This is a genomic window from Streptomyces sp. NPDC031049, assembly GCF_055571015.1.
Window position 1 is genome coordinate 19985 of sequence record NZ_JBVIGC010000010.1, and the last position, 16577, is coordinate 36561.

12 protein-coding genes are annotated in these 16577 nt (G+C 76.1%); 5 read left to right on the plus strand and 7 right to left on the minus strand.

Annotated features, from left to right (window positions below; genetic code table 11):
- Window positions 1-125 precede the first annotated feature (125 nt).
- The 4 genes from ACZ45Q_RS18090 to ACZ45Q_RS18105 form a co-directional block, all read right to left on the minus strand.
- Window positions 126-4772: a hypothetical protein gene (locus tag ACZ45Q_RS18090; protein ID WP_468261879.1), complete on the minus strand. Its 4647-nt coding sequence runs from the start codon at window positions 4770-4772 to the stop codon at window positions 126-128.
- 57 nt (window positions 4773-4829) lie between these two features.
- Window positions 4830-5714 carry a hypothetical protein gene (locus ACZ45Q_RS18095; RefSeq protein ID WP_468261881.1) on the minus strand — a complete coding sequence of 295 codons (885 nt, stop codon included), beginning with the start codon at window positions 5712-5714 and terminating at the stop codon, window positions 4830-4832.
- Between the two features lie 226 nt (window positions 5715-5940).
- Complete coding sequence (locus ACZ45Q_RS18100) at window positions 5941-7467, minus strand: hypothetical protein (RefSeq protein ID WP_468261883.1); 1527 nt, start codon at window positions 7465-7467, stop codon at window positions 5941-5943.
- A 219-nt stretch (window positions 7468-7686) separates the two neighbouring features.
- Window positions 7687-8382, minus strand: a complete 696-nt coding sequence (locus ACZ45Q_RS18105) for a GntR family transcriptional regulator (RefSeq protein ID WP_468261886.1) — start codon at window positions 8380-8382, stop codon at window positions 7687-7689.
- 214 nt (window positions 8383-8596) lie between these two features.
- Here ACZ45Q_RS18105 and ACZ45Q_RS18110 point away from each other — a divergent pair, with 214 nt between their 5' ends.
- The 5 genes from ACZ45Q_RS18110 (at window position 8597) to ACZ45Q_RS18130 (ending at window position 13096) form a co-directional block, all read left to right on the plus strand.
- On the plus strand, window positions 8597-9919 hold the full coding sequence (locus ACZ45Q_RS18110; RefSeq protein WP_468261888.1) for an MFS transporter: 1323 nt from the start codon (window positions 8597-8599) through the stop codon (window positions 9917-9919).
- Window positions 9916-10749: a putative hydro-lyase gene (locus tag ACZ45Q_RS18115; RefSeq protein WP_468261891.1), complete on the plus strand. Its 834-nt coding sequence runs from the start codon at window positions 9916-9918 to the stop codon at window positions 10747-10749. The genes ACZ45Q_RS18110 and ACZ45Q_RS18115 overlap by 4 nt, the downstream gene beginning before the upstream one ends.
- 63 nt (window positions 10750-10812) lie before the next feature.
- Window positions 10813-11571 (plus strand): LamB/YcsF family protein, encoded by a 759-nt coding sequence (locus tag ACZ45Q_RS18120; RefSeq protein WP_468261894.1) that lies wholly within the window; start codon window positions 10813-10815, stop codon window positions 11569-11571.
- Window positions 11568-12230 (plus strand): 5-oxoprolinase subunit PxpB, encoded by a 663-nt coding sequence (pxpB, locus tag ACZ45Q_RS18125; protein WP_468261896.1) that lies wholly within the window; start codon window positions 11568-11570, stop codon window positions 12228-12230. Before ACZ45Q_RS18120 ends, pxpB begins: the two co-directional genes overlap by 4 nt.
- A complete protein-coding gene (locus ACZ45Q_RS18130) occupies window positions 12227-13096 on the plus strand; it encodes a 5-oxoprolinase subunit C family protein (protein ID WP_468261898.1) in 870 nt (289 codons plus the stop codon). Before pxpB ends, ACZ45Q_RS18130 begins: the two co-directional genes overlap by 4 nt.
- Before the next feature lie 23 nt (window positions 13097-13119).
- On the opposite strand, the gene ACZ45Q_RS18135 is transcribed toward ACZ45Q_RS18130, so the two are convergent.
- Genes ACZ45Q_RS18135 through ACZ45Q_RS18145 form a run of 3 tightly spaced genes read right to left on the minus strand, consistent with a single transcriptional unit; the run spans window position 13120 to window position 16417 of the window.
- Complete coding sequence (locus ACZ45Q_RS18135) at window positions 13120-14109, minus strand: SGNH/GDSL hydrolase family protein (RefSeq protein WP_468261901.1); 990 nt, start codon at window positions 14107-14109, stop codon at window positions 13120-13122.
- Window positions 14106-15275 (minus strand): glycosyltransferase, encoded by a 1170-nt coding sequence (locus ACZ45Q_RS18140; RefSeq protein WP_468261904.1) that lies wholly within the window; start codon window positions 15273-15275, stop codon window positions 14106-14108. The genes ACZ45Q_RS18135 and ACZ45Q_RS18140 overlap by 4 nt, the downstream gene beginning before the upstream one ends.
- The gene (locus tag ACZ45Q_RS18145; RefSeq protein ID WP_468261907.1) at window positions 15272-16417 is read right to left on the minus strand and encodes a glycosyltransferase family 4 protein; all 1146 of its coding nucleotides are present in this window, start codon (window positions 16415-16417) and stop codon (window positions 15272-15274) included. Before ACZ45Q_RS18145 ends, ACZ45Q_RS18140 begins: the two co-directional genes overlap by 4 nt.
- Window positions 16418-16577: the final 160 nt, after the last annotated feature.

Consider the following 16577-nt stretch of genomic DNA (forward strand, 5'->3'; position numbering starts at 1 on the left):
GAGTGGCCGGCGTGCGGTCGGGCGACGTAGCGGAAGCCAGGTCAGGACAAGTCGCGGAGGCCCGGCCGGGCCGGAGACCGCCGACCCGGGCGACGTCCCCGGCGGGGTCGCCGGGCGTCCGCCGCCTACGGGGCGCTGGGCGCCGGGCGCTTGAACATCCGTGTCGCCGTGATCTCGCTGTGCGCCGTCTCCCCCTCCCCGGCCGGGGCCTGCTTCGGCAGTCCCGGCCGCAGGTGCTCCTCCACGCTGATGTACTTCAGGCCCGCCCTCAGGTCGGCGTCGTTGCGCAACCGGATGACCAGCGGGAACTCGGCCAGTGCCGTGGTGTCGAACAGGCCGGTGGTGTAGAGCAGCTGCACACCGAGCGCGTCCGCGACGGCCCGCTGGAGCTCCAGCAGATAGGTGGCGTTGGCGCGGCCGATGGGGTTGTCGAGGAACAGCGTGCCGGCGTGCCGGTGCCGGTCGCGGCCCCGGTCGTTGCTGCGCAGCGCGGCCATCGTGCAGTACAGGGCGATGGCGGCGGTGAGCAGCTGGCCGCCGGAGAAGACGTCGCCCATCTGCCCCACGGGGACGCGCTCGGCACGCAGGACGGCGTCCGGCTTGAGGATCTCCACCGCGACGCCCTTGGGCTGGAGGGCCGCGGCGACACCGCGCAGCAGCAGGGACATGCCGTCGCGGCGCAGGTCGGAGTTCTTCTTGACGGCCGCGCGGGTCGCCTCGTCGATGACCTCGCCGAGCCGCTCGGTGAGCGTGGCCTGGTCCGGTTCGTCGAAGCGGATGCGCAGGAACTCCTGCCCGGACCACTCGCCGAGCCCCTCGGGGAGGCGGGAGAGCCGCTGGGCGGAACGGAGCGTGGCGAGGGCCGACTCGACCAGTCCGCGCAGCCGGTCGACGATCGAGTCCCGGTTGCGCTCCAGCTGGGCCAGCTCGTCGGTGAGGACGCGCAGCCGGGGCGCGAAGGCGTCCGCCCACTTGGCGGCGTGCTCGGGCAGCGCGGCGGCGGGCAGTTCGCGGATCTGCTGGCGGGCCGGGGTACGGACCTGCTCGTAGCGGCTGGAGTTGGCGTGCCGGACGAGGACGTCGCAGGCCTCGCGGACGGCGGCCTCGGCGGCGGACAGATCGGCGGCGCAGCCGCGCAGCGAGCGGCGGGCCTCGGCGGCGGAGTGCCGGGCCTCCTCCAGGCTGCCGGGGTAGGGCTCGGGCTCCTCGGGCTCCTCCTCGGCCGCCTGCTCCCGCAGCAGGTCGCGGAGCATGGCGGCGATCTCGTCGAAGCCGCCGGCCGCGTCCTCGGCGGCGCGGTGCGCGTCGAGGAGTCCGGCGTGCGCCTCGCGGGCCTGGGCGAGTTCCTCGGTGCGGGAGGCGAGTTCGGCGGTGGCGGTGCGCAGCAGGGCCTGGGCGTGCTCGGCGTCGCGGGGCAGGAGGTCCTCGGGCAGCTCGGTGTGGGCGTCACCGTCCTCGGGTGCGAGCCGTTCGGCCTCGCCGCGCAGCCGGCCGAGCTGCTCGCTCGCGCCGGTCATCCGGGTCTCCAACAGCTGTACCAGTTCCTCGGCGCGGGCGGCGGCGGCCTGCCGGGACGGCCCGTCGGAGCCGTCGGGGGACTGCAGGAGCTGTTCCGCGCGGGTGCGGACCTTGTTGCTGAGCCGGTCCAGCTCGGCGCGGGCCGCGCTCTCGTCGCTCTCCGCGCGGGCCTGCTCGGCCCGCAGGTCGGCGCCGACGCCGACCTTCTCGTACACCTGGGAGGCGGCCCGGTAGGCCTCGCGGAGTGCGGGCAGGGACGCCTTGGGGGGTTCGCTCCGGGCGCCGTCGCCGCTGCCGTCCTCCGGTACGTCGTCGGGGGCGCCGGCGATCTCGGAGCGCTCGGCGCGCAGCGCGCGGGCGGTGCGGCGGGCGTCGTCGGCGGCCCGCTGTGCGGCGCGCCGGTCCTCGTCGGCGGCGCGGGCCCGCTCCAGGCAGGCCTGAGCGCGGGCCTCGGCCTCGGCGGCCTCGTCGGTCAGTTCGCGGACCTTGGCCTGCCAGCCGGCGCGTTCGCGCAGGCGGAAGGCGAGGCCGGCCAGGGCGTCGGCGGCACGGCGGGCCCTCTGGGCGGCCTCCTGCCGTTCGTCGCGCACCCGGACGGCCTCGGCGGCGGCCTCCTCCACCTCCGCCCGCACCGTGCGGGCCTCGGCCAGCTCGGCCTCGGCCTCCTCAGCGAAGGCGCGGGCCTCCTCGGCGGCCCGGGCCAGCTCGGCGAGCCGGCCGGCCGGGCAGCCCGTGCGCCAGGAGGCGAGGCGGGCGGCCAGCTCACGGTCCTTGCCGAGCCGGGCGGCGAGCGTACGGATCTCCTCGTCCCGCTCGGCGGCCCGCGCGCGCAGCGCCTGCCGCTCCTCGTCGGCGGCGTGCTCGTCGTGCATGGCCGGGTTCGGCGGTACGAGGAAGACGGCGCCGTCGTCCGTGCCGGACGCCGGGGTCGGGGCGAGCAGCGCCGCGGCGGTGCCGACGGCGACGGCCGAGCGCGGGAGCAGGGCGGCGTCGCCGAGGGCCTCGCGGGCGCGGGCGTGCGAGTCGGGGTCGGTGATGATCACGCCGTCGACCAGTTCCGGCCGGGCGGCGAGCACGCGGGCGTGGTCGGCGGGGTCGACGGCCTGGGCGAGATAGCGCCAGCCGGGCAGCGCCGGGATGCCGTGCTCGCCGAGGAATTCGACGGTGGCCAGCACGTCGGGGCCGGGCGGCAGCAGGCCGCCGTCGCCGAGCGCGCCGAGGATGCGGGCGTCGTCGGCGGCGGCGGTGCGCAGGTCGAACAGCTGGCGTTCGGCCGAGGACACGGCGTCGTCCAGGAGCCGACGCAGCTCGTCGGCGATCCGGTCGAGTTCCTCGGCCGTGAGGCCGGGATCGCCGGTCCTCGGGGTGTCGCCGTCCTGGCGGGGCTGCGGGATGCCGGGGCGGGCGCCGGGGGCGAGACCGAGCAGCTCGCCGAGCCGCTCCTCGGCGGCCAGGGCCTCCGCGGTGCGGCGTTCGCCCTCGTGGGCGCGGGTCGCGGCGCCGGCCGCGTCCGCCGCGCGGGCCGCGGTCAGCTCGGCGCGGGTCTCGGCCGCCGCCGCCTCGCGGGCGTGCTCGGTGGCCCGGCGGGCCGCTTCGCGGGCGGTGTCCCAGGCCTCGACCGCGCTCTTCTCGGCGTCGCTGGCGGCCAGGGCGGCGCGGGCCGGGTCGGCGTCGGGTGCGCTGTCGTCGAGCCAGCCGGCGCGGACGGCCTCGGTGGTCTCCTGCTCGACCTCGGTGAGCCGCTGCCGCAGGTGGCCGGCCTCGCTGCGGGCGCGCTGCGCCTCGGTGGCGGCGGCGGTGGAGTCCCGGTAGGCGGTGTCGCTGACCTCTTGGAGTGCGGCGGACCGCTCCTCCTCCTCGTTTGCGTGGTTCTCGGCGCCCGCCGCCGCCGCGTGCAGGGCGCGGACGAGGTCGACGGCGGCCTTGGCGCGGGCGGCCAGCGCGGGGGCGGCGTCCCGCTCGGCCTCGCGGATCGCGGCGGACACGCGGGCGACGCGGTCGGCGGCGGCGCGGTGGCGCAGGACGGCCTCGGCGGCCTGCCAGGCGGAGTGCAGGGTGCGCGCGTCGGCCAGTTCGCGTTTCTGCGCGGCGGCCGATTTCTCGGCGGCGGCCAGTGCCAGGGAGGCGTGCCGGTAGGCGAGTTCGGCGGCGATGAGGGAGCTGCGCTCCCGGGCCGACTCGGCGTGCGTGACGGCGTAGGCGGCGGCGGTGACGCGCTGGGCCAGGTCGGCGGCGCGGGCCCGCTCCCGGACGCCGCGGGCGGTCAGTCTGCGGGCCAGGGTCCTGGTCCGGCGTTCGGCGCCGGTGTGGATGTCGCGGGCGCGGGCCCGGGCCTCGGTGGCCTCGACGATCCGGCCGAGCAGGTCCACGGAACCGGCGGTGAAGTCGCGTTCGGCGATCAGTTCCGCCCGCCGGCCCAGCTTGTTGCCGAAGCCGCTGACCAGGTCGGCGAGTCCGTCGGTGTCACGGGTGTCGGTGACGGCGCGCAGCAGCAGGTCGGTGAAGTCGGCGTCCTTCTTGACGGCGAACAGGCCGGCCGCCTCGCCCTCGTCGGCGTTCATCTCCCGCTGGTAGCGGAAGAGTTCGGGGTCGAGGCCGAGGTCGCCGAGGTGCTCGGTCCAGCGTTCGTGGATCTCCTCCCAGTGCACCTCCAGGTGCGGGTACGCCTTCCCGGCCTCGGTCAGCGCGTCCCGGAAGCCCTTCATGGTGCGTCGCCGTCCCTGCGCCCCGGAGGCGCCCTCGACGGGCGGGCGTACGGCGGTGGACTCGGCGACCGGCAGGTTGTCCAGGGTCAGTCCGGGGCCGGGCCGGAACGAGTACCAGGCCTCGGCGAACTTCCGCGGGTCGTTGGAGACCTGGCGTCCGCGCCACTCGCTGACCTTGCCGACGACGACGCACTCGCCGGTCTGCACGTGCTGCCACTCCAGCGCGACGTGTCCGCAGTCGTCGGCGAGCAGGAACTTGCGCAGGACACCGGAGCTGGCGCCGCCGAGGGTGTTGCGGTGGCCCGGCAGCATCACCGAGAAGATCAGCTTGAGCAGGACGGACTTGCCGCCGCCGTTCTCCAGGAAGAGCACGCCGGCCGGTGCGGGGCGGCGCGGCGGGCCGACGGGCTCCTCCTCGAAGAACTCCGCCTGCGTGGGCGCGGGGTCGGGCACGGGCTCGCCCACGCCGCGCAGGTCAAGCACGGTGTCGGCGTAGCGCGCACCGGCGGGCCCGATGGAGTAGAGGCGGACCCGGGACAGCTCGTACATGGCGGACTCTCGTAAGGCTTCGTCAGACGGGGGGATTCGGCGGGGCCGGGGACCGGCTCAGGAGGAGTGGAACGGCAGTCCGGCGTCGGCGACCAGTTCCAGGTCGTCGGTGTCCTCGGCGGGCAGCAGGGTCGCCGTGCCGTCGGTGACCGGGACGACGCCCAGTTCCAGCAGCTCGGCCATGGCGGCGCTGCCCGCCATGTCGCGCACCTGGAGCTGGTAGCGGGCGGTGGTGCGGTAGGTGCCGCCGTGGTCGTCGCCGGTGCGCTGGAGGAACCCGGAGTCGGTGAGGAACGCGAGGGCCTTGCCGACGATGCCGGTGGTCGAGCCGGGCAGGCGGCGGGCGTCCTTGGTGGCGCCGGTCGCGCTGCGTCTGGCCCAGATCCGCCAGGCGGCCTCCAGGCCCGGCGCGTCGGTGGCGGGGTCGGTGTTCTCGCCCTGCTCGGCGGCGCGCTCCTCCAGGCGGTGGCAGGCCTGGCGGACGAAGGCGTCGACGCCGTTGACCGTGACGCGGCCGATGTATCCGTCGTCGGCGAGGTCCTCGGGGCGCGGGAACGCCATCGCGGCGGCGGCGAGGTGGGCGAGGCCGTGCAGGAACCGGTCGCCGGAGTCGGCGGACGCGCGGCGCGCGTAGTCGCCCATCCGCACGGCGAAGACCGAGTCCTCGGCCGCGGCGACGGCCATGCCCGCGCGCGGCGACACCTCCAGGACGACCAGGCCCAGTCCGGCGGCCACGGCGTCGGCGAGGCGGGCGAACGGGGGGTTCTCGCGGTAGCGGCGCAGCAGGTCGGCGTACTCCTGGTCGCGGGCGGGCAGCAGCTTGGGCTGGAGGCCGAAGGCGACGAGCCGGGCCGCGTCGGCGGCGTCGGCGGGCGTGACGGCCGCGCCGGCCGGTACGGGATCGCCGGTCTCCGGTTCGCTCCGGTCGACGTGCTCGGTCACGGTCGGTGCTCCTTGGTGCGTGCGCGCTTGCTGAGGGTGCCGCGGGGGCGGTCGCCGGTGCCGGCGGGCCGACGGGCCCCGGGTTCGGGGCACCGGCGTGCGCCGGGCCCTGCGGGGCGGCGGCCGGGTTCGGTCTGCCGGCGCGGGCCGGGTCCGGCGGAGTGGCGTGCGCCGGGTTCGGTGGGCGGGCGTCGGATGGCGTCGCCGGCTGGGCGCTGTCCGGGGGTCATGCGGCCTCCGTCCGGTCGGCGGCCATGCCGGCCGCGTCCAGCAGGGCCGTGCCCACGATGAGGTCGGCGCCGCCGAACTCGGGGTCGTCCAGTTCGGTTCCGTCGTCGACGGCGAAGAGCAGCTTCTGCTCGCCCTGCCGGTAGGCGGTGCCGACCGGGGGGCTTGCCGCGTGGACGGCCAGCAGGGCGACGAGGTACGGCAGGTCGGGGTCCCGGCGGCGGGCCTCGGCCAGCAGCCCGGAGAGCCGGCGCGGCGCGTCGTGCGGCAGGTCGAGCAGTTCCATGGCGGCGGCCAGCTGCTCCTCGCTGAAGCGGCTGTCGTCCGGCGTGGCGATGAGGTCGGGCTCGGGCATCTCGGCCCCGAGGTGCTCGCGCTCCACGGGCGGCGTCAGCAAGATGTCGACCAGGTCGCCGACCCGGACGGACACCGGGGTGCGCAGTCCGGTGCCGTGGGCGAAGAAGGCGTCGGTGATCCGGAGCGCCTGCTCCACGGGCAGCGGCAGGACAGGCGCGACGAGGTGGCCGTAGAGGTCTATGCCGGCCCTGGCCAGGGGCGTGGCGAAGGCCTGGCGGTCCTGCTCGGCGCGGAAGAGCGGGCCGGCCTCCAGCAGCCGGGACTGGAGCTGGGTGTGCCGGCGGATGCAGTCCTTGACGATGTCGACGAGCTCGGCCGCGCGGCGCTTGTGCTCCGGGTCCTCGGACTCGTCGCGGGCCTTGCGGATGTTGGTGAGGATCGCGTTCTCGTGGCGGTACCGGTCGGCGACGTGGTCGAGGGCCTCGGCGATCATGTCGGGCACGGCGCTCAGCCAGTCGACCGCGCGGACGTTGCGCCGGGTGGCGTCGAGGGCTTTGCGGAGGGTCTCCGAGTACTGCACGGTGCGGTACCGGGCCTGCTCGGCGGCGAGCTGGGCGTCGGCGAGCCGGCCTCGGCTGATCAGCACCTCCAGCTTGACCTCGGCGGCGATCTGGGCGCTGGTGACGTCGGTGTCGAGGGCGCCGACGAGGACGTTGACCGCCTCGTCCGTCGTACGGAGGTAGACCGTGCCGCCGGGGCCGGGGACCTCCTCGATCAGCTTGAAGTCGTAGTCGCGGCGCACATAGGTGCCGTCCGGCCCGAACGTGCCGTACACCGCGCGGAAACCGCGGTCGACGCTGCCGACGTTGATCAGGTTCTCCAGGACCCAGCGGGCCACGCGCTCGTGCTCGGCGGCGGGCCTTCGCGGGGCCTGTGCGGCGATGCGCGGGATGAGGCGGGCCACGATCTGGTCGTGGTCGGCGCCCGTGTCGAAGTCCATGTTCAGCGTGACGAGGTCGATGGCGGCGAGGGCGACCTCCGCCATGCCGTACACCGAGTACTCGCCCGCGAGGTTGGCCTTGCGCGTGTCGAGGTCGTGCAGCGGCGCCGTGCAGGCGAGCGCGCGCAGCCGCCGCGCCAGCCCCTCGTCGGCGGCCGGGCCCATGGCAGGCCGCGGCCCCGCGCTGAGCTGGGGCGGAACGCTGTCCGTCGATGCAGGCGAAGTCACGGTGCACAGATTAGGTCCTAGGTCTGACAACGACCCAAACGACGCAGACGCCTCCCCCACCACGGACGCGAGCCCCTCGACGCGCCCGGCCCTCCCCGCGGACGCGAGCCCGTTTCCCGGGCCTGCCGCACCCCGCTCCCCGCAGCCTGCCGCACCCCGCTCCCCGCAGCCTGCCGCACCCCGCTCCCCGCGGCCTGCCGCACCCCGGCCCGGTGTCGGTCAGCTCTCCTCGCCGACCCGTCTCCGGTAGACCTCCACCACCCGCTCGAGCGAGTTCTCCAGGTACACCGCGAGCAGCCGCCCGGCCGTCTCCCGGTCCCCGGCCCGAAGGGCCGTGAGGATCTCGCGGTTGCGGGCGATGTACGGCTCGTGCAGGGCGCGCGGGTCGTCCACCACGTGGAAGGCGAGGCGGAGTTCGGCGAAGACGCTGCGCATCAGCTCGTCGGTGCGTTCGCTGCCGGCGAGGGCGACCAGCTCCCGGTGGAAGTGGATGTTGGCCGTCCCCACACCTTTCCAGTCGTCCTCGCCGGCCGCCCGGAGCCCCTCCTCGACGGCTCCGGCGAGTCCGTCCACGGCGTACGGCGGCTCGCCGAGGCCGCGGACGACCGCGCACTCGACCAGGGCGCGGGTGCGGTAGATGTCCTCGACGTCCTCGACCGTCAGGACCCGGACGAAGACGCCCCGGTTCAGCTCGTGGACGAGCAGCCGTTCGTGCGTGAGCAGCCGGAACGCCTCGCGGAGCGTGTTGCGGGAGACGCCGAGGGCGCCGCCGATGCTGTCCTCCGACAGCCGGGTGCCGGGCGGGAAGAAGCCCTCGGCGATGCGGCTCCTGAGGATGTCCGCGACGCGCTCCGCGGTGCTGGTGCGCCCCAGGAGGGCGCGGTCGTCGGCGAGTTGCGCCAGCTGCTCTGCCATGCCCGGAATTCAACCGCAGTCGTCAGAACGAAACAACATGGGTATTGAGGGATCGTTGAACGATCCTCTACGGTGCTCGACATGACGGCGGTTCTCCGTCCGCTCAGCGGCGGTTCTCCGTTCCCTCCGCGGCCGTTCTCCGACCGCTCCGCCGCCCGCACGTCCGACCGGCTCACTCCGCACGCACCCTCCGTCCTCCCACTGCGAGGTGCCCATGAGCTCGACCCCTCCACCGCAGGCCCTGGCCGAGGATCTCGGCCGCCCCGGCAAGGGTGAACCCACCGGCGACGACGGCGCGTTCGGCTGGCTGCGCGCGCTGGGACCGCGGGGCCGCCGTGCCTTCGGCGGCGCGTTCGGCGGCTACGCCCTCGACTCGTACGACTACTTCACGCTGCCGCTGAGCATGGTGGCGCTGGCCGCGTACTTCGGCCTGGACAGCGGCCAGACCGGTCTGCTGACCACCGTCACTCTGGTGGTCTCCGCGATCGGCGGCGCCCTCGCGGGCGTTCTCGCGGACCGCATCGGCCGGGTCAAGGCACTGCTGCTCACGGTGATCACGTACGCCGTGTTCACGGTGGCCTGCGGCTTCGCGCCCAACTACGAGACGCTGCTGGTGTTCCGGGCGTTGCAGGGCCTCGGCTTCGGCGGCGAGTGGGCGGTCGGCGCGATCCTGGTCGCCGAGTACGCGAGCGCCAGGCACCGGGGCCGCACGCTCGGCGCCGTCCAGAGCAGCTGGGCCGTGGGCTGGGCGCTGGCGGCGGTGGTCTACACGCTGGTCTTCTCGATGGCCGGCGACGACCTGGCCTGGCGGATCATGTTCTGGACCGGTGCGCTGCCCGCGCTGCTGGTGGTGTGGGTGCGGCGCAGCGTCCACGACGCCCCCGAGGCGGCCGCCGCCCGCGAGAAGAGCGCCGAGAAGGGCTCGTTCGCGGCGATCTTCCGGCCCGGTACGGGCACGCGGCCCGGACTGCTGCGCGTCACGCTGTTCGCCGTACTGCTGTCGACCGGTGTCCAGGGCGGCTACTACACCCTCGCCACGTGGGTGCCGACGTACCTGAAGACGGAGCGCGACCTGTCGGTGGTCGGCACCGGCGGCTATCTGACCTTCCTGATCTCCGGCGCCTTCATCGGCTACCTGACCGGCGGCCACCTCACCGACCGGCTGGGCCGCCGACGCAACATCTGGCTCTTCGCCCTGCTGTCGGGGATCTGCATCCTGGCGTACGCGAACATCCCCGCCGGCGCCAACTCACTGCTCCTGGTGCTGGGTTTCCCGCTCGGGTTCTGCATGTCGGCGATCTTCAGCGGCTTCGGCTCCTACCTGGCCGAGCTGTACCCGACCGCGGTGCGCGGCACCGGTCAGGGCTTCACGTACAACACCGGGCGCGCCATCGGCGCCGTCTTCCCCACGACGGTCGGGTTCCTGGCCGACGGCTGGGGCGTGGGCGGCGCGCTGGTCTTCGGCGCGGTCGGCTACGGCATCGCGGCCCTGGCTCTGCTGGGGCTGCCGGAGACCCGCGGGAGGGAACTGGCATGAACCACGAGCACGCCATGACCGAGGACCGTCCGATCGCCCTGGTCGACCAGCACGCGCACGCGTGGCGCCCGGCCGCGGCCCGCGCCCGCTTCCGGGCGGGCCTGACCGGCCCGACGGCGGGGGTCGCGGCGGGTCACACCCAGGCCAACCTGATCGCGGTGCCCGCCGACTGGGCGTACGACATGCTGCTGTTCTGCACGCGCAATCCCAAGCCCTGCCCGGTGCTCGACGTGACGGACGCCGGATCGTGGACCACGGCGCTGGCCGAGGGTGCGGACCTGCGCACCGACCTGCCGCGCTACCGGGTGTGGCGGGACGGTGAGCTGGTGGACGAGCCGACGGACGTGCGCGCCCACTGGCGGGACGACCTGGTGTCGTTCCTCATCGGGTGCAGCTTCACCTTCGAGTGGGCGCTGACCGCGGCGGGCGTGCCGATCCGCCACGTCGAGCAGGGCCGCAACGTCCCGATGTACGTGACCGGCCGGCAGTGCCGTCCGGCGGGGCGGCTGCACGGCCCGATGGTGGTGTCCATGCGCCCGGTGCCGCCCCGGCACCTGTCGACGGCGCTGCGCGAGACGGCTCTGCTGCCGGCGGTGCACGGCGGCCCCGTGCACTGCGGCGACCCCTCGGCGCTCGGCATCGCCGACCTGGCCCGGCCCGACTTCGGCGATCCGGTCGACGCCGAGCCGGACGACATCCCGGTGTTCTGGGCCTGCGGGGTCACTCCGCAGGCCGCGGTGATGGCCTCACGGCCGCCGTTCGCCCTCACGCACGCCCCGGGGCAGATGTTCGTCACCGACGCGCGCGACGAGCAGTACCGGGTGGTCTGACCCCTTGCGTGCGGCACCCGCCGGGCGAGTCCACCGCGAGCACGGACCGGAGACACTGGAGACATGACCCCGATCGATCTGAACGCCGATCTCGGCGAAGGCTTTGGCCGCTGGCGGCTCACCGACGACGCGGGCCTGCTGTCGGTCGTCACCAGCGCCAACGTGGCCTGCGGCTTCCACGCCGGGGACCCGGCCACGATGCGCAGGGTGTGCGAGCTGGCCACCGAGCGGGGGGTGACGGTCGGGGCCCAGGTCTCCTACCGGGACCTGGCCGGGTTCGGGCGGCGCGCGATGGAGGTGCCGCCCGCCGAGCTGGCGGCCGAGGTGGCCTACCAGATCGGCGCCCTGGACGTCTTCGCCCGCGCGGCCGGCACGCGCGTGGCGTACGTGAAACCGCACGGCGCGCTGTACAACCGGGTCGTGCACGACGCGGAGCAGGCGGCGGCGGTCGTCGAGGGCGTGCTCCTCGCGGGCGGTGCGCTGCCCGTGCTCGGGCTGCCGGGCTCACGGGTGCTGGAGCGGGCCGCCGGGGCCGGGCTCCCGGTGGTCACGGAGGCGTTCGCCGACCGGGCGTACACCGACCGGGGCACGCTCGTACCGCGCGGCGAGGAGGGCGCCGTGGTCGCCGACCCCGAGGCGGTGGTGGAACGCTCGGTCGGCCTGGCCCGCTCGGGCACGGTCACGGCCCGTTCGGGGGCGCGCATCGAGGTACGCGCGCGTTCCCTGTGCGTGCACGGTGACACGCCGGGCGCGGTGGAGCTGGCCCGCCGGGTCCGGCAGCGGCTGGAGGCGGCGGGGGTACGGGTGGAGGCCTTCGCATGAGGGTCCTGCCGGTCGGCGACGAAGCGCTGCTCGTCGAGGTGTCCTCGGGCGAGGAGGCGCAGGCCCTGCACGCGGAGCTGCTGCGCCGCCGCGCGGAGGGCTCGCTGACCGCGCGCGAGATCGTCCCGGCGGCCCGTACGATCCTCCTCGACGGTGTCTCCGACCGCGCCCGGCTGGCGTCCGAGCTGACCGCGGCCGACGTCCCGCCCGCTCCCCCGCCCTCGGGTGAGGTCGTGCGCCTCCCGGTCCGCTACGACGGGCCCGACCTGGCCGACGTCGCCGCGCACTGGGGTGTGCCCGAGCGGGAGGTGGCCCGCATCCACGCGGACACGGAGTTCCGGGTCGCCTTCTGCGGGTTCGCGCCGGGCTTCGGGTACCTGACCGGACTGCCGGAGCAGTGCCACGTGCCGCGCCGGGCCACGCCGCGGACGGCCGTCCCGGCCGGGTCGGTGGCCCTGGCGGGCCCGTACACCGGTGTCTACCCGCGCTCGTCGCCGGGCGGCTGGCAGCTGATCGGCAGCACGGACGCCGTGCTGTGGGACCACACGCGCGTACCGGCGGCGCTGCTGTCGCCGGGCACGCGCGTGCGGTTCGTTCCGGTGGGCCGTGACGGGCGGGAGAAGCCTCCGGGCCCCGACGGGCGGGAGGAGGCGCCATGAGCGACCGTGCGCTGGCCGTCGTCCGGGCGGGGGCCCTGACCACCGTGCAGGACCGGGGCCGGCCCGGCAACGCCCACCTGGGCGTGCCCCGCTCCGGCGCGCTCGACGGGCCCGCGGCGGCGCTGGCCAACCGTCTGGTCGGCAACCCGCCCGAGGCGGCGCTGCTGGAGACCACCCTCGACGGCTGCGCCCTGCGCCCCCGCTCGGCGGTCACCGCGGCGGTCGCCGGTGCGCCCTGCACGGTCACCGTGGACGGGCGCCCGGCTCCCTGGGGCGCGCCGGTCCGGGTCCCGGCGGGGGCGCTGCTGGAAGTCGGCCGGGCCGTCACCGGCGTGCGCTCCTACGTCGCCGTCTGCGGTGGCGTCGCCGTCGAGCCGGTGCTCGGCAGCCGCTCCACCGACCTGCTGTCCGGGCTCGGTCCGCCGCCCCTCACGGACGGCGCCGTGCTGCCCCTGGGGCGCCCGGGTGCCCCGCACCCGCGCGTGGACGCGGCCCCGCAGCCGGCGCCTCCGGCCGAACTGGTCCTGCGGGTGACGCCCGGCCCCCGGGAGGACTGGTTCACCTCCGAGGCACTACGGACGTTCACCACGCGCGCGTACCGGGTCTCGCCCGCGAGCAACCGGATCGGCCTGCGCATGGAGGGACCCGCCCTGGAGCGCTCGCGGGTGGGGGAACTGCCCAGCGAGGGCATGGTGCTCGGCGCCGTCCAGGTGCCGCCGGACGGCAGGCCGGTGGTGTTCCTGGCGGACCATCCGACCACCGGGGGCTACCCGGTGATCGGAGTGGTGCGCGGCGCCGACCTCCCGGCCGCGGCCCAGGCCGTGCCGGGCACGCCCGTGCGCTTCGTGGGCGTGCGCCGGCGCTGAGCGGGACGGCCGGTGCCACGCGTTCACGCGGCGTCCGCGGGCTCCGTCGCCGGCAGGGCGGCGAGCGCGGCGGAGACCGCGGCGGACGCGCGCAGGTCGAGCCGGGCGCTCGTGCCGCGCGCGCGGTGGCGCAGTTCGTCGGCGGCCAGCGTCAGCAGTTGCGGCAGCAGGTCGGTGCAGCGCCGGGCCACCCAGCCGGTGCCCGCGGTGGCCAGCCACCACAGCCCGGCCGCCCGGGTGGGCTCCGGGGACTCGGGCTCGGGCGAGGGCGCGGGGCCGGTGGCGAGGCCGCGCTCGGCGAGCAGGGCGTGGAACCGGGCGGCCAGCTGCCGGTGGCCGCGCTCCCCCGGGTGCAGCCGGTCCGCGCTCCACAGGGCGCGGTCGGTGACCCAGTCGCCGTCGCACGCGTGCAGGTGCACCGCCTCATAGCGGTCGGACAGCGCGTGGACCACGGTGTTGACCGCCCGCTGCCGCCGGGCCAGCGGGTGGCCCAGCGCGCCCGGCAGTCCGAGCATGGCGCCGGGGTCGGGCAGACAGGCCGTGAGCAGGACCGCGCCCTGCGCGTGGAGCGCCCCGTACACCCGGTCCAGGCGGGCGGCGACGGCGTGGATGTCGAAGGTGCACCGCAAGGTGTCGTTGACACCGACGATCACGGAGGCGAGATCGGGCCGCAGCGCCAGCGCGGCGGGCAGCTGCGTCTCCAGCACGTCCCGCGTCTGGGCCCCGCTGACGGCGAGATTGGCGAACCCGACGGGCCCCACCGGGCTCGCGGGCACCCGGGCCGCCCCGGCTGCCCCGGCCGCCCTCTCCTCCCTCGCCTCCACGGGGCCGGACGAACCCGCGTCCCCCGGACCAGTCGCCCCCGCCCCCACGCGGCCCGGTGCTTCCCAGGGCCCGGCCGCCAGTCCGGCGGCCAGGAGCGCCGCCCAGCCGCGCCAGACGTCTCCCACGCGGTCGCCCACGCCCTCGGTCAGCGAGTCGCCGAGTGCCACGAAGCGCGGCGGCCGTCTCATGCCACGCCCTCCGGTACGACGGGCCGGGGCCGCGGACGCGCCGGAGGCGTCGCGTCGTGGGCGTCGAGGAACGCCGTGACGGCCGTGTCCCAGCCGAAGCACTCGGCACGCGCGCGTGCCCTCTCCCGCCGGTCGCGTTCCGGGCGGTCGAGGAGCCGCTCCACGGCGTCCGCGAACGCCTCCCCGTGATCGGCGGCGACGGCCCCGGCGGCACCGATCACCTCGGGCAGCGCGGACGACGCACTGGCCACCACGGGCGTGCCGCACGCCATCGCCTCCAGCGCGGCGAGCCCGAAGGTCTCGGCGGGACCCGGCGCCAGGCACACGTCGGCGGACGCCTGCAACGCGCCCAGCGCGCCCCGGTCGGCGACGTGCCCGAGGAAGGCGACCGGCAGCCCCGCCTCCCGTGCCCGCTGTTCGAGCCGGGGGCGCAGCGGCCCGTCCCCGGCCACCACCAGGACCGCCCGCCGTCCGCGGCGTCGCAGTGCCCCAAGGGCGTCCAGCGCCGTCCCGGGACGCTTCTCCACCGACAGCCGGGAGCACATCACCAGCAGCGCGTCCTCCACGCGCGCGTGCCGTTCACGCACCGCCGGGTCCCGCAGCGCCGGGTGCCGCACCGTCAGATCGACGCCGAGCGGTGCCCGTACGACGTTGCGCGCGCCGATCCGTACGAACTCCCGCTCGGCGAACTCGGTCGTGCACACCACGCGCGCGTACGTGTGGGCGGTACGGGTGTTGAGGGCGTCGGCCGTGCGCCGGGCCGTCTTCTCGGGCAGGCCCCAGGTGCGCAGGACGCCGTCGGCGCTCTCGTGGGAGACCATCACGGCGGGGACCCTGGCCCGCCGGGCCCACTTGCCGGTCCAGCGCAGCGTCGTCCGGTCGGACACCTCCAGCCGGTCGGGGGCCAGGTCCTCCAGCAGGGCGGCCACGCGCCGCCGGTCGGTCAGGACGCGGTAGCCGCCGGTCCCGGGCAGCGGCGGTCCGGGGAGCGTGATCACCCGGCCCTGCTCCGTCTCGCGGTCGTCCGCGCGCTCGCCCGGCACGATCAGGACGGGCTCGTGACCGGCCTCCCGGTATCCCTTGCCCAGTTCGCGCAGCGCGGTGCGCAGTCCGCCCGAGGCGGGGGCGACGAAGTTGGCGAGCCGGACGATCCTGAGCGCGCTCATGCCGCCAGCACCGCCTTCCGTGCGGCGAGGACATCGGCGTAGTGGTCGATCAGCCGGTCGCCGACGGCCGTCCAGGTGCGCCCCTGGACGGCCGCCCGCCCGGCGGCGCCGCAGGCCGTGCGCAGTGCGGGGTCGGCGGCCAGCGCCCGCACCGCGTCCCGCAGGGCGTCCGCGTCGTCCGGCGGCACCAGCAGCCCGGTGCGGCCGTGGTCGACCAGGTCCAGCGGGCCGCCGGCGGCCGGGGCGACGACGGGCACACCGGCGGCCATGGCCTCCTGCACGGTCTGGCAGAACGTCTCGAAGGGGCCCGTGTGCGCGAAGACGTCCAGGGAGGCGAAGACGCGGGCCAGGTCCTCGCCGGTGCGGCGGCCCAGGAAGAGGGCGCCGGGCAGGGCCTGTTCCAGGTGCGGCCGGCTGGGCCCGTCGCCGACGACGACGACGCGCACACCGTCCAGTCCGCAGACCCCGGCCAGCAGCTCGACCCGCTTCTCCGGTGCGAGCCGCCCGACGTAGCCGACGATCAGCTCGCCGCGGGGGGCGAGTTCCCGGCGCAGCGCGGCGTCGCGCAGCTCGGGCCGGAAGCGGACGGTGTCCACGCCGCGCGGCCACAGTTCGACCCTGGGCACTCCGTGCGCCTCGAGGTCGCGCCGGGACGCGCTGGACGGGGCGAGGGTGAGGTCGGCGGCGGAGTGCACGGCACGGATGCGCCGCCAGGCCGCCGCCTCGCCCGCGCCCATGTAGGTGCGTGCGTATCCGGCGAGGTCGGTCTGGTAGACGGCCACGGCGGGCACGCCGAGCCGGGCCGCGGCGGCCATGCCGCGGACGCCGAGGACGAAGGGGCTGGCCAGGTGGACGATGTCGGCCCGGTGTTCGGTGATCGTGGCGGCGAGGCGCCGGCTGGGGAGGGCGACGCGGACCTGGGGGTAGCCGGGGAGCGGGAGGGAGGGGACGTGGACGACCGGGGCGCCGGGGACGAGCCGGCCCGGGTCGGGGTCGTCAGGGCGGTTGCCGGGCGCCGGTGCCGGGGCGACGACGACGGGAGTGTGACCGCGGTCGACGAGGTGCCGGGCGGTCTGGAGCGCGCAGTGGGCCACGCCGTTCACATCGGGGGGAAAGGATTCGGTCACGATGACGACACGCATACCGGTGTTGTCGCCGGGCTGGACGTGCTCGCGTCAACGTGGATCTTTCGCACCGAGGAACGGCCCATGAGCGTTGCGCTGTGCCCCCGGGCGGGCCGGCCCGCGTCCACACCGGGCTGATCCGCGGGTCATCCCCCGTTCACGCGGACCGGGCGCCCGG

Excerpts from the sequence above, each read along its gene's own strand:
- ACZ45Q_RS18090 (WP_468261879.1), bottom strand. The coding sequence starts at position 4,772 with ATGTACGAGCTGTCCCGGGTCCGCCTCTACTCCATCGGGCCCGCCGGT.
- ACZ45Q_RS18105 (WP_468261886.1), bottom strand. The coding sequence starts at position 8,382 with ATGGCAGAGCAGCTGGCGCAACTCGCCGACGACCGCGCCCTCCTGGGG.
- ACZ45Q_RS18110 (WP_468261888.1), top strand. The coding sequence starts at position 8,597 with ATGAGCTCGACCCCTCCACCGCAGGCCCTGGCCGAGGATCTCGGCCGC.
- ACZ45Q_RS18115 (WP_468261891.1), top strand. The coding sequence starts at position 9,916 with ATGAACCACGAGCACGCCATGACCGAGGACCGTCCGATCGCCCTGGTC.
- ACZ45Q_RS18120 (WP_468261894.1), top strand. The coding sequence starts at position 10,813 with ATGACCCCGATCGATCTGAACGCCGATCTCGGCGAAGGCTTTGGCCGC.
- pxpB (WP_468261896.1), top strand. The coding sequence starts at position 11,568 with ATGAGGGTCCTGCCGGTCGGCGACGAAGCGCTGCTCGTCGAGGTGTCC.
- ACZ45Q_RS18130 (WP_468261898.1), top strand. The coding sequence starts at position 12,227 with ATGAGCGACCGTGCGCTGGCCGTCGTCCGGGCGGGGGCCCTGACCACC.
- ACZ45Q_RS18135 (WP_468261901.1), bottom strand. The coding sequence starts at position 14,109 with ATGAGACGGCCGCCGCGCTTCGTGGCACTCGGCGACTCGCTGACCGAG.
- ACZ45Q_RS18140 (WP_468261904.1), bottom strand. The coding sequence starts at position 15,275 with ATGAGCGCGCTCAGGATCGTCCGGCTCGCCAACTTCGTCGCCCCCGCC.
- ACZ45Q_RS18145 (WP_468261907.1), bottom strand. The coding sequence starts at position 16,417 with ATGCGTGTCGTCATCGTGACCGAATCCTTTCCCCCCGATGTGAACGGC.